At 70.6% G+C, this 12,299-nt stretch carries 12 protein-coding genes; 6 read left to right on the top strand and 6 right to left on the bottom strand.

Translation table 11 applies throughout. The features are described from left to right. Positions 1-9 precede the first annotated feature (9 nt). Positions 10-945, top strand: a complete 936-nt coding sequence (locus AC3E6M_RS08560; RefSeq protein ID WP_138176986.1) for an aldo/keto reductase — start codon at positions 10-12, stop codon at positions 943-945. A gap of 31 nt (positions 946-976) precedes the next feature. After that, a complete protein-coding gene (locus AC3E6M_RS08555; RefSeq protein ID WP_138176983.1) occupies positions 977-1,195 on the top strand; it encodes a hypothetical protein in 219 nt (72 codons plus the stop codon). Here AC3E6M_RS08555 and AC3E6M_RS08550 read toward each other — a convergent pair. Together AC3E6M_RS08550 and AC3E6M_RS08545 are read right to left on the bottom strand one after the other, a co-directional pair. Continuing rightward, the gene (locus tag AC3E6M_RS08550; RefSeq protein WP_289508592.1) at positions 1,185-1,307 is read right to left on the bottom strand and encodes a hypothetical protein; all 123 of its coding nucleotides are present in this window, start codon (positions 1,305-1,307) and stop codon (positions 1,185-1,187) included. The genes AC3E6M_RS08555 and AC3E6M_RS08550 overlap by 11 nt on opposite strands. Then, positions 1,304-1,675: a DUF7882 family protein gene (locus tag AC3E6M_RS08545; RefSeq protein WP_138176980.1), complete on the bottom strand. Its 372-nt coding sequence runs from the start codon at positions 1,673-1,675 to the stop codon at positions 1,304-1,306. The genes AC3E6M_RS08550 and AC3E6M_RS08545 overlap by 4 nt, the downstream gene beginning before the upstream one ends. A gap of 193 nt (positions 1,676-1,868) precedes the next feature. Between AC3E6M_RS08545 and AC3E6M_RS08540 the strand changes: the two genes are divergently transcribed. Continuing rightward, the gene (locus AC3E6M_RS08540; protein ID WP_490529654.1) at positions 1,869-3,719 is read left to right on the top strand and encodes a DUF2207 domain-containing protein; all 1,851 of its coding nucleotides are present in this window, start codon (positions 1,869-1,871) and stop codon (positions 3,717-3,719) included. 148 nt (positions 3,720-3,867) lie between these two features. Continuing rightward, positions 3,868-5,304: a glycosyltransferase gene (locus tag AC3E6M_RS08535; RefSeq protein ID WP_394529873.1), complete on the top strand. Its 1,437-nt coding sequence runs from the start codon at positions 3,868-3,870 to the stop codon at positions 5,302-5,304. 143 nt (positions 5,305-5,447) lie between these two features. On the opposite strand, the gene AC3E6M_RS08530 is transcribed toward AC3E6M_RS08535, so the two are convergent. Next, positions 5,448-5,633 carry a hypothetical protein gene (locus AC3E6M_RS08530; RefSeq protein WP_138178240.1) on the bottom strand — a complete coding sequence of 62 codons (186 nt, stop codon included), beginning with the start codon at positions 5,631-5,633 and terminating at the stop codon, positions 5,448-5,450. Positions 5,634-5,928: 295 nt separating this feature from the next. Between AC3E6M_RS08530 and AC3E6M_RS08525 the strand changes: the two genes are divergently transcribed. Both AC3E6M_RS08525 and AC3E6M_RS08520 read left to right on the top strand, forming a co-directional pair. Then, positions 5,929-6,951 (top strand): TerC family protein, encoded by a 1,023-nt coding sequence (locus AC3E6M_RS08525; RefSeq protein WP_138178244.1) that lies wholly within the window; start codon positions 5,929-5,931, stop codon positions 6,949-6,951. Positions 6,952-7,056: 105 nt separating this feature from the next. Continuing rightward, the gene (locus tag AC3E6M_RS08520) at positions 7,057-8,022 is read left to right on the top strand and encodes an LLM class F420-dependent oxidoreductase (RefSeq protein ID WP_138178238.1); all 966 of its coding nucleotides are present in this window, start codon (positions 7,057-7,059) and stop codon (positions 8,020-8,022) included. Positions 8,023-8,058: 36 nt separating this feature from the next. Here the strand turns inward: AC3E6M_RS08520 and AC3E6M_RS08515 are convergent, their stop codons facing one another. From AC3E6M_RS08515 to AC3E6M_RS08505, 3 genes are read right to left on the bottom strand one after another with little or no spacing between them, the layout of a single operon-like run. Further along, entirely contained in the window at positions 8,059-8,853 is a 795-nt protein-coding gene (locus AC3E6M_RS08515; protein ID WP_394529875.1) for a helix-turn-helix domain-containing protein, read from the bottom strand. Further along, a complete protein-coding gene (locus AC3E6M_RS08510) occupies positions 8,850-10,979 on the bottom strand; it encodes a right-handed parallel beta-helix repeat-containing protein (protein WP_138177647.1) in 2,130 nt (709 codons plus the stop codon). Before AC3E6M_RS08510 ends, AC3E6M_RS08515 begins: the two co-directional genes overlap by 4 nt. After that, positions 10,972-12,255 carry a glycosyltransferase gene (locus AC3E6M_RS08505; protein WP_138177649.1) on the bottom strand — a complete coding sequence of 428 codons (1,284 nt, stop codon included), beginning with the start codon at positions 12,253-12,255 and terminating at the stop codon, positions 10,972-10,974. The genes AC3E6M_RS08510 and AC3E6M_RS08505 overlap by 8 nt, the downstream gene beginning before the upstream one ends. Between the last annotated feature and the right edge of the window lie 44 nt (positions 12,256-12,299).

Genomic DNA, 12,299 nt, shown 5'->3' with positions numbered 1-12,299 from the left:
CGTGGAACGATGAGATCCGTTCCCCTCGGCCGCTCGGGCCCCGCCGTTCCCGCCGTCGTCGCCGGAATGATGCGAATCGACGGCAAGTCCGATGACGATGTGCGCACCCTGTACTCGGCGGCACGGTCCGCGGGGATCGACTTCTTCGACCACGCCGACATCTATGCCCGCGAGCTGCACTCCGCGGAGCGGCGTTTCTCCGAGGCGTTGCGTTTGAGCCCGTCGGAGCGATCGGAGATCCGTCTGCAGACGAAGGCGGGCATCGTCCGCGAAGGACCGTACTTCGACTTCTCCTACGAGCACATCGTGTCCTCCGTCGAGGAGTCGCTCCGCGCGCTCGAGACGGACTACGTCGACGTGCTGCTGCTGCACCGCCCCGACGCGCTCGTCGAGCCGGACGAGGTGGCGCGCGCGTTCGACGAGCTCGAGGCGGCGGGCAAGGTGCGCGCGTTCGGGGTGTCCAACCACACCCCGCGGCAGATCGATCTCCTGCGAACCGCCGTGCGTCAACCGATCGTGGCGAACCAGGTGCAGTTGTCTATCGCGCACGCGCCGATCATCACGCAGGGCCTCGCCATGAACATGGAGAGCACCCCGCAGGCGGCGGTCCTCGACGGTGGCGGCCTGGTCGAGTACTGCCGGATCGAGGGCATCACTCTGCAGGCGTGGTCGCCCCTCCAGGGAACGCGCGGCGGCGGGGTGTTCCTCGGGAATCCCGCGTACGCCGATCTGAACGCGGTGATCGACGAGCTCGCGGCACGGTACGGCGTCACGCCCCTCGCGATCGCCGTCGCGTGGATCACGCGTCATCCCGCCGGCATGCAGGTCGTGCTCGGCACGACGAGCCCGCAGCGGGTCACGGACGCCGCCGCCGGTGCCGACATCGACCTCACCCGCGCGGAGTGGTACGCGCTGGTCCGGGCTGCGGGATACGTCGTCCCCTGACCGAGCGGGTGGCGACGGGAGGAATCACAGGATGACGCGACGACCCTGGGGCGCGATCATGGCCGTCGTGGCCGCTGTCGTCTTCGCGGCCCCGACGCTGTTCCTGCCGGCGGACAGTTCGGTCGGACAGAAACTGGCGTTCATCGTCGCCGGGTCGGTGATCCTGGCCGCGGCCATCGTGCTCACCCGCGCCGAGCCCGGCGTGCGGGAGCCGGAGATGCCCGCGTCGGAGGACGACGTCACACGCTGACGGTGACCGCCTCGGCCGCGGGGGCGACGATGGTCAGCGGCTCGGTCGGCAGATCCCAGGACGCGGGACCGCTGACCCACGCGCCATCGGACAGGGTATCCGTGGCGGTCATGCCGCACGCACGAGAGAGCGCGGAGCCGCGGACCTCCGGACCTGCGCGGGGCGTTCGGCGACGTCCGATCGGTCGGCGTCGATGTCGAGGCTCAGCCCGCGAGAGGAGTTGGCGTCGTTCGCCATGCGCTTGAGCAGGTTCTGATCCAGAGACTCAGGCTGCTCCGAATCGAACACGAACCGCAGCGGAATGGACGGCTGGAGCCAGATGGTCGAGCGTCCGCCGGGCTCGTCGACGCCGTGGGTCCAGGAAAGGGTGAAGCTCTCGCCGCGGCGGAGCTTGGTGGCCACGACGACCTTGACGTGAGCCAGCATCCGATCGTCGATCGTGATGGGCTCGGGGGTTGTTCCGTAGAACATCTTCGCCATGATGTTTACCTTCCCTCTTTGATTGTTCGCAAACTTACTAGATTGACTAGCGAATAGGCAAGCGAGATATAAGGCTGAGTTCCGCGGGACCGACGACCCCTCGTCGCGCAGACTGCGGCGAGCCTCGCTCCGAGCGTCCCGGATCCCCCACAGGACGGAGTCGCCTCCGCCGCGTTCTCGGTAGCGTCGAGGCATGCACGAGCTCGCCACCCGCGTCCGCGCCGCCCGCCCCCTCGTGTTCGTCGCGGCCGTCTTCGCCCTGTGGGCCGTGCTCGGCGCGGTCCCGGCTCCGGCGCACGCCGACGTCGACGACTTCCGTTTCGACTCCTTCGACGCCCGCATGCACCTGTCGCGCGCCGACGACGGTCACGCCGAACTCACCGTCACCGAGACCCTCGTCGCGCGCTTCCCCGACGAGGACCAGAATCGCGGAATCGTGCGCGCGATCCCCGACGACTACGACGGCGTCCCGCTGCACACGCGCGTCACCGCCGTCACCGGTGCCGACGGGTCGCCCATCCCCTACGAGGTGGAGACCGATCGTCGAGAAGTGCGCGTGCTCACCGGAGACGACACGTACGTCCACGGCGAGCAGACCTACGTGATCTCTTACTCGCAGCGCGACACGATCCGCTCCTTCGCCGACACGGACGCCGACGAGTTCTACCGCGACGTGAACGGGACGCAGTGGGAGCAGCCCTTTGGGCGCGTGAGCGTCGAGCTGTCGATCGAACCGACGCTCGCCGATGCCGCACTCGACGGTGCGGCATCGTGCTACCGGGGAGAACAGGGATCGGAGGAGCGCTGTGACATCGCGCGCAGCAGTGACGTGGACGGACCGGTGACGTTCACGGCGGGCGCCACGGATCTGGGCCCAGGCGAGAACGTCACGGTCGCCGTCGGGTTCGCCCGCGGCACGTTCGTCCCCGGCGAGGTGGTCCGCACGCCCGGCGAGCAGTTCTCCGTGGATGCCGCGCCGACCCTGTCGGCGGTGTCGCTGGGCACCGTGGGGCTCAGCGCGATCGGCATCGGCGTGGCGGTCCTGGCCCGCCGCCGCAACCGCGACGCACCGGGCCGCGGGGTGATCATCCCGGAGTACACGCCACCCGAGGACGTCGACGTCGTCGAGGGCGCCCACCTGGTGCGCAGGAGCGGTGCCGCCATCCCGGCCGCCGTGCTCGACACCGCGGTGGCCGGGCATCTCCGCATCGTCGAGGCCCCCGCCGCGGATACGCGACTCGCCCTGGAGTACGTCGACAGCGAGGGCGCGACACCCCTTCGCTCCGCGGTTCTGAGCGCGGTGTTCGGCGCGCAGCCGCGCCCGGGCGAGCGCGTCGCACTCGACACCGCGGGAAGCGACGTCGGCGAGCGCTTGCGCGGGTTTGCGCCCGTGGCCGCCGCCGAGCTGCGGCGGCGCGGCTGGATGCGGCGCCCTCGCGCGGGGACGGCCGTGGTCGCCGGCGCGATCGCGGTGGTGTCATTCGGACTGTCGGTCGCGACACTGGGGATCACCGCGGTCGGCGGGTCGCCGGCCTGGTGGCAGGTCGCGGCGATCCCCGTGACGGTGGTCGCCGGCATCCTGACCTTCGTCCTCTTCCGCTACTCGGACGTGGTGACGGATGCCGGCGCTCCCGCCCGCGACCATCTCCGCGGCCTTCGCGACTACCTGGCCCTCGCCGAGGCCGACCGCTTGCGCGTCCTGCAGAGCCCCGAGGGTGCCGAGCGCCGCGTCATGGACGCGGAAGACCCGACCCGGGTGCTCCACCTGTACGAGAAGCTGCTGCCCTGGGCCGTGGTCTGGGGCGTCGAACGGGAATGGGCCGACGTCCTCGGCGCCCAGGCACGGCAGAGCGGGGGCGACCTCTCCTGGTATTCGGGACCGAACGGCTTCTCGAGCACCGTCTTCCTCTCGACGCTGTCGACGATGCACGCCGCAAGCAGCCCCGCCCCGCAGGTCAGCGGCTCGGGCAGCTTCTCGGGCGGCTCGTTCGGCGACGGCTTTTCCCGGGGCGGGATGGGCGGGGGCGGCGGCGGGGGACGCTGAGCTCGGCGTTCGGCGAACCCGTCCGCGGCAGCGCGTGCCCCGGCCCCGCGTAGAGTCGCGTCATGCGCTCCTCCCCCCTCGGCGCCGACGACGTCCGGCGTCGGCGCGATCCCGCGCCGCGACCGCTCTGCTCCCCCGGGGACGAACGATGACCGGGTTGCCGACCGGTCGGCACTTCGTCCTGACGTGGGGCATCCCTCGCGAATACGGCGGTCTGACGGCCGCCCTCCTGCAGCGGTCACGTCTGTTCGACCGCCTCGGCGGAGTTCCCGTCGACGTCCTGACCTGCGACGACCGCGCGGATCCGATCACCATCGACGCGGAGCTCTCCGCACGCGCGGCGTTGTCCCCCGGCGTTCACGTGCGCAACCTGTGGGAGTGGCTGCGCGAGAACGATCTGCGCGGCCGCGTCGTCGGGCCGAGCGCGGGGTTCTCGCCGCTCCCGGCGGGTTTCGGCGAGGAGGTCTCGGGAGGGGCCGTGCACCGCCGCATCCGCACCGACGCGCGTGGTGCGATCCAGCAGATCGATCACCTGCGCGCCGACGGAACGCTCGCGGCCTCGGACCGTCGGGACGTCCCGACCGCGGACGGTCACGTCCGCCGGGTGATCGTGACGTGTGATGAGGCGGGTCGACCGCGCGCCGCCTGGCGGGGCGTGCGCACCCTCTACGCCGCGTGGCTGGATCGCCTGACCGGAGGCGAGACGTCGTTCCTGCTGGTGGACAGCAAGGCGATGGCACGGTTCGCGGCCGGGTACCGTCGACGACACGTGGTCGTGGTGCACGTCGTGCACGGTTCCCACCTCACCGACGACGGAGCGGCCCTGCGCCCCTCCCGCGCTGAGGTGTTCGCGCGGCTCGGAGCCTTCGACGCCGTCGTCTTCTGCACGGCGCGGCAGGCACGCGACGTGCGACGCCGTGTCGGGCCGCTGCCGTTGCTGGCCGTCGTGCCCCACCCCGTGGCCCCGGTCGCCGCCCCCGCCTCTGCGCGCCGCGGCGCGGTGATGATCGCGCGCCTGGAGGGGATCAAACGCGTCGAGGACGCCGTCCGAGCGGTGCAGGACGCGGAGGTCCGCGTACCGGGTCTCACGCTCGACGTCTACGGCGACGGCCCCCGGCGCGGAGCCCTGGAGGCACTCGCCGGCGCGGACGGCGCGGTGAGATTCCACGGGTTCGACCCTTCGGCGCGAGCAGCACTCACTTCGGCATCCGTCCTGCTCCTGACCAGCCGCTCGGAGGCGTTCTCCCTCGTCGTGGCCGAGGCCATGGCGGCGGGGTGCCTGCCGATCGCCTACGACGTGCCCTACGGGCCCCGCGAACTCATCCGCGACGGTCGGACGGGCTGGCTGGTGGCACCGGGGGACGTCGCGGCCCTCAGCGAGGCGCTCGTGCGCGCCACCACCACCGACGAGCGCGTTCTCGCGCGGATGCGGCGGGATGCCGTGGATCGGGCGCGCACGCTCGATGAGCGGGCGGTGCGGGATCGGTGGGCGGCGGTCCTGCGTCGCGCGGCGCGTCGACACGCGGCGCGCCGACAGACGTGGCGTTTCCGCGAGATGGTGCGGCGGCGCCTACGGATCGGCTGACAACGGCCCTCTTCTCCGCGATCCGGCGTATCGTCGAAGACATCCAGCCCCGGCATCGCCGGTGCGGATGCCGCCCTCCGGGGCGCGCGACGCCCCGTCCGTCGAGCCACGCCCCCACGCGGCTCCGGACGGGGTTCGTCGTCTCAGCGATCCTCGCCGTAGGCCCAGATGCTGCGGACGTCGTCCTGCAGCTCCTCTTCGGCTGCGTCGTCGCTCACGGCGGCGTCGGCGGCCCGCTGCTCCTGCGCGCCCGCTTTCTTCTCCGCGGGGGCCGCCTCGGTGGCACCGTCCATCACGGGGCCGTCCTGCGTCTCATCGCGATCGTCCATGGGGTCCTCCTCGATCGATGTCGTCCTGGAATCCTCCGGGCACGGAACACGCGGGGACGAGGGGTTGCGCACGAGGGGCGCGCATGCTGCGTCGGGACGGCGTCTCGCCGTTCCCCGCCGACGGGGAGCCTCCGGCACGAACCGTGCCCTAGAATCGAGTACAGCAAGGGGAGTACTCCCACGCGACGTTCCCGTCAATACGGTCCACGCCATCGTGGCCCCGGGTCGTCGGCTCGCATCGCGAGTGGAAGAGACCTTGGTGTTTCGACGTACACCACATCCCTTGGAGGCCCGCGTGGGTGTCACCCCGCTTATCTGGCTCATCACGATCGCGGTCACGATCGCGTTCTTCGTGTTCGAGTTCTTCGCACACGTCCGCAAACCGCATGAACCCTCGATCGGCGAATCCGCCCGCTGGTCTGCGTTCTACATCGGTCTCGCCCTGCTGTTCGGCGTGGGCATCGGAGTGTTCTCCGGCTGGACCTACGGTGGCGAGTACTTCGCCGGCTACCTCACCGAGAAGGCCCTGTCGATCGACAACCTCTTCGTGTTCCTCCTGATCATGACCGGGTTCGCGGTGCCGAAGAAGTACCAGCAGAAGGTCCTGATGGTCGGCATCGTCATCGCGCTGATCATGCGCGGCGCGTTCATCGCGGTGGGTGCGGCCCTGATCGAGAACTTCTCGTGGATCTTCTACATCTTCGGTGCGCTGCTGCTGTTCCTCGCCTACCGCCAGGCCTTCGCCCACGGTGAGAGCGACCCGGCCAACGGCAAGTTCATGCGCTTGGTCCGTCGCGTCCTCCCCGTCAGCGAGGAGTACAACGCCGACAGGCTGACGGTGAAGAAGAACGGGAAGCGCTTCGTCACCCCCATGCTGCTGGTGATCGTCGCGATCGGCTTCATCGACCTCGTGTTCGCGGTCGACTCGATCCCGGCGATCTACGGTCTGACCAACGAGGCCTACATCGTCTTCACGGCCAACGCCTTCGCGCTGATGGGTCTGCGTCAGCTGTACTTCCTCATCGGCGGGCTGCTGGAGCGCCTCGTGTACCTGTCGCAGGGACTCGCCGTCATCCTCGCCTTCATCGGCGTCAAGCTCGTCTTCCACGCGCTGCACGTCAACGAGCTGCCCTTCATCAACGGCGGTGAGCCGTTGCTGTGGGTGCCCGAGATCCCGATCTGGTTCTCGCTGCTGTTCATCGCGGCGACCGTCGCCGTGGCCACCGTGGCGAGCCTGGCCAAGACGCGCCGGGATGCCGACAAGAAGCGACGCGACACGTTCGAGGGCGAGAAGGTCATCCACGCTCCCGAGGACTGAGTCATCGGCGACGGGCCCGCGGCGAGCGCTGCGGGCCCGTTGCCGTATCCGGTGACGGAGCGCAACCCCGCGGGCGGCGTCACCTCCCGCTCCTACCGTGACGACATGACTCGTTTCGGATACACCCTCATGACCGAGCAGAGCGGGCCCCGCGCGCTCGTGGACTACGCCGTCGGCGCCGAACACGCCGGCTACGACTTCCTCGTCTCGAGCGATCACTACTCCCCCTGGCTGACCTCGCAGGGACACGCGCCGTACGCCTGGACGGTGCTCGGCGCGGTGGCCCACGCGACGACCGATGTCGAGTTGATGACGTACGTCACGTGCCCGACGATCCGGTATCACCCCGCGGTGGTGGCGCAGAAGGCCGCGACGCTGCAGCTGCTCTCCGACGGGCGTTTCACTCTCGGTCTCGGTTCCGGAGAGAACCTCAACGAGCACGTCGTCGGCGACGGCTGGCCCGCGGTGCATGCCCGCCAGGACATGCTCGTCGAGGCGATCGAGATCATCCGGGCGCTGCACACCGGCGACCTCGTGACTTACGACGGCGAGTACTTCCGGGTCGACTCGGCGCGCGTGTGGGACGCGCCCGAGGGTGGCGTGCCCATCGGCGTCGCCGTGTCGGGCGATCACTCGATCGCCCGCTTCGCTCCCCTCGGCGACCACCTCATCACCACCGAGCCGGAGGCGGATCTGGTACGCGGATGGGATGAGCACCACGAGGGCCAGTCGCGCAAGATCGGTCAGATCCCGATCAGCTGGGACCCCGACAAGGATGCCGCGATCGCGCGCGCGCACGAGCAGTTCCGGTGGTTCGCCGGCGGCTGGGCGGTCAACTCCGACCTGCCGACGCCGGCGGGCTTCGCCGGTGCGTCACAGTTCGTGCGCCCCGAGGACGTCGCGGAGTCGATCGCGTGCGGCCCCGATCTCGACGAACTCGCCGAGAGCGTCCGGCCGTTCATCGACGCCGGCTTCACCGACATCGCCATCGTGCAGGTGGGCGACGCGCAGCAGCAGCGCTTCGTCGACGAGGTCGCCGCACCGCTGCTGGAAAAGCTCCGGGCCCTCTGACGGGGCATCGGCCGCGCGGTCGCGCGCTCCTCGAGCTCAGACCGCGTGGCCGGTTTCGCGCACCCACTGCTCGAGCCGCCAGGGGGGTACGCGGAACACGCGCGCCACATCGGGGATCGAGTGGTGCCCCTCGACGACGGAGGCCACCGCGAACTCCTGGAGCGAGCGAAAGTTCCGCCCCTCCAGCGCCCCGGTGCGCAGGTCGGCGAAGGTCCGGGGGACAACGCCCGGCCCCGCTCCGGGAGCGACGAACACGTAGGGCGACTCCCCTTGCATCCCGCGTTCGGCCGCGCGCTGATGAACGCGCGGGACTGCCGAGGGGACGTACGGGCGGCCGCCCGTGCCGCCGGGGGCGGCGGGCCATGGCGACGGCTCCGGGGCCGAGGGGGCCACGGGAGGGATGCCCGTGGCGGGAGGGATGGCGGCGGGTGCCGCCAGCGGCGGCGGCGGAGCGGGCACGGTCGCGGCGGTGGGGGTTTCCGGCGCCGCAGGCGTCATCCACGGCGCCGGCGGGAGCTCTCCACCCCAGATCACCGGGCTCGGGACGACGTGCCGGCTCGAACGGGGCTCATCGGTCCCGTCGGGTGGGGTGGCACCGTCACCGAACAGGTCGGCCACTCCGACCTCGAACACGTCGGCGAGCGCGACGAGGACGGGCAGCGGCGGCGTGGTGCGTCCGGCCTCGAGTGCCTGCAGGTGATCTTCCGAGAGCTCGGCCTCGAACGACAGCGCCGTGATCGACAGGTCGCGCGCGAGGCGCATCGCCCGCACGCGTTGTCCGAGCCGGTGCAGGACGGCATCCAGCCGGTCGTCCTCGAGTTCCTCGGTCATTGCCGGCCCCCTCCTACCGCGGCATTTCGAGCTGCCTCCTCCACCCACTGTTGCAGTCGCCACTGCTGGATGCGGAACAGACGCGCGATGGTCGGCACCGAATAGCCGCCCTCGAGCACCGCCGCCACGGCGAACTGCTGCAGCGAGGCGAACGTCCGTCCCTCCAGCGCACCCGTGCGCAGGTCCGCGAAGGAGCGCGGCCGGTGCGGAGCGGCTCGCGTCCCGGCAGCCGACACCGTCGTGGGCCGGACCGCCGGGCCGCGGCTGACGCCTCCGACGGGGACGGATGCCGGTGACGCCGACGGCACGCTCGGTGATGTCTCCGCGGCCCCGCCGGCGGCGGTCGGCGCCCCGACGGCGGTCGCCGGGGGACCTCCGCCGACCACCGCCACATCGGCCCGGTACGCGGCCACCTGTTGCTCCCCGTGCCGCAGCAGCGCCTCGTGCAGGAGCGCCCGGAGCTTGACGTGCTCGCGACGCCGGCGCCACAGCAGCGGCAGACCGATCGCGGGAATCAGCAGGACGAGACCCCACATCCACATCATCGGATGCTCGTTCATCCACCCGACCCATGCCCACTGGAACGTCCAGTCCGATTGGTCGTTGTCCGCCTGCATCGTGCGCGACCCCGACCACACGGCCACGACGTCCTGTCCCACCCCGTGGAAGGTGTTGCCGGTGATGTCGGCGCGCGCCCCCTCGGAGAGTTCGATGGCGAAACCGGATGCCACCCGCAGATCGTTGTCTCTCACGATCACCGCCGCGCCCGTCAGTTCGAGGGCGATGCGGCGACCCGAGAGGCGGGAGCCCGTCACCGTGGCATCCGTGATCCTCCCCGACACGTCGAGAGCCCGCAGCTCGGCGGAGGTGAGGACGGCATCGGCGACCGTCAGGCCCGTCGACGGCCCCTCGACCAGGACGGCGCTGCGCGTCTCGTCGACCTCGGCGCCCCGGATCTCGATGGCGTCGGTCGAGATCACACGCACGCCGCCGTCGCGGTTGTCCTTCACGTGCGAGCCGGTGAGCGCGAACCCCTTCGCGGGGCTGAGCCCGTATCCGCCCGAGGTGGGGCCGTCGGCCAGCGCCGCACCGTCGATGCGAATGCCCCAGCCGGTCGAGCCCTGCACGGTGGAGTCGGGGATATTGGTCCCCGTGGACTGCCGCGAGACGGAAACGCCGTCGCCGCCGGAACGGGAGACGGTGGTGCGCTCGATCGTGGTGGCATCGGAGCCGTTGGTCACCTCGACGCCCGTGAGGGTGGAATCCTCGACCGTCGAGTCCTGCACCAGCACGCCCGTGGTGTCCGAGAGGAAGAGACCGTAATGCAGGCGGGTCATGGTCGATCTCTGGACAGCGGCCGTCGCCCGCGCATCGCCCGTACCGGTCACGGCGAGACCGCCGGTCCGACCGCTCCAGTAACCGAGATCCCGGAACTCGGCGCGCACGGAGGTGAGGTTTCCGTCCCGCACGCGGATGTAGGCGCGGCCGTCGCTCTCGTCCGTATCGGGTGCGCCGGTGGTGTCGTCCCACGACGTGACCACGAGCGGCAGCTCCTCGGAGCCGCCGAACCCCAGGGTGCCGCCCCACGCGACGACACTCACCGCGCCCTGCGGCGCACTCGAGATCCTCAGCGTCCCGTGCCCGATGAGTGCGAGCTCCGCTCCGGGGCGAACGACCACATTGCGGATCAGCGTGAAGACTGCGGTGTCGTCCTGTCGCGCGGCACCCAGGGCGACCAGGTCCTGCACGCCGTACGCGGTGTGCTGCCCCCCGCGCGGAGCGAGGACGACGGTGTTCCACAGCTCCGTGAGGGCGGGGTCGCCCGGCGCGAGGGCCGCGACAGCGGACAGCCGCGCGTCCTCGTCCGCGACCCTCTGCGCGGCCGTCTTCGGCGCATCCGCCGCCGCGGTGGCCTCCGGGGACGGCGTCGCCGCGACGACCGGGCCCGTCGGCGCATCGGCCTGCATCCACGGGAGGAATGTGCCCGTCTGGACGAAGTTGCCCGCCAGCACGACGCCCGCCACGAGCACGACGACCGCGATCACCATCAGCACGCGCGCGACTCCGCGGATGGCGGGGTGGGTGTCCCCCCGTTCCTGCGCGGTCAGCGCGCCGTCGTCAGACACCGGGTGTCTCCGCGGGTTCCGTCGTCGAATCCAGCCCGACGCTGGCCGCCGACTGCCCCTCGCCGCCGAGGCTCGCTTCGGACTGCCCCTCACCGCCCTGACTGTCGGCGGAACGCGTCAACCAGCCCTGCTTGTTCATCGTGAACAGCGCGTAGACCTTGATCGGCAGCGCCACGAAGATGATGACGACCGTCACCAGCGGCAGCAGCACGATGTCCTCGGGACGCCGCCAGAGGTGCGACATGCCCCGGATGCCGCGACCGACGAACAGCCACACGATCGCCAGCCCCAGACCGAGCAGCGGATGCTCCGCCCGCACCGAGAGCGCGATGTACGCCAACGCGACGAACATCGTGAACGGGGTCAGCAGGATCTGCATCATCGTGATCTGCGAGATCAGCGGCACCTTGAAGACCCAGCCGTGGCGGATCGCCGTGAGATAACAGCGGAACGAGTTCCGGCTCCACCGGACGCGTTGCTTCACGAAGGCTCGGAACGTCCCCGGGAACATCGACAGGGCGCGGGCGCTGTCCTGGTGCGCGACGCGGAAACCCTGCGAGAGCACGAGCCACGTCATCCGTCCGTCGTCGCCCGCGATGCACTCCTTGCCGAAGAACATCTCGTGCTCGAGGTCCTCCACGCGCGGCTGGATGACCGATCGACGGTAGGCCGCCGTGCGCCCGGAGGCGCAGATGATGCCGCCGAACCGCCCCATCGCGGGCGCATAGTCGGTGTAGCGCAGGTCGATGATCCAGTCCGCCACCCGGCGCCAGATGCTCGACTTGGGCAGGTAGACGTTCTGGCGCGTGCTGACGGCCCCGACCGCCGGGTCGATGAAGGGCATCTGGACGGCGTCGAGCATGCCGTCCTCCCACGCGGTGTCCGAGTCGACGAACACGATCAGCTCGGTGTCCACCATCCGGATGCCGACCCCCAACGCCGAGCGCTTCCCCCGGTGGTGGAACATCACGACCTCCACCGTGGGCAGCTGCATCGCCTCGATACGCCGTTGCGCTTCCACATCGGCCACGTCGAGAACGATGATGATGCGCGACGGCCCCTGCCGCACCCACGTCTGCAGGCAGCGCAGGAGCACGTCGGGGTCCTCGTGGAAGGACGGCACGACGACCGTGGTCGTGGTGCGGTAGTCGTTGCGCACCGGACGCGAGGTTGCGGCCAGGATCTTGCGGACGATCCAGAACCCCCACGACACGATGCCGAGGTAGCCGAAGGGGAGCAGCCACATCAGCTGCTCTCCGAATGACCCCTGGCCCATCCGTTCTCCCCGGTACGCGCGGCGAATACGCCCAAAACGGCCCG

The organism is Microbacterium sp. SCPM-O-B-15248 (M128), assembly GCF_058214835.1.
This window is presented reverse-complemented; position numbering and strand designations above follow the sequence as displayed.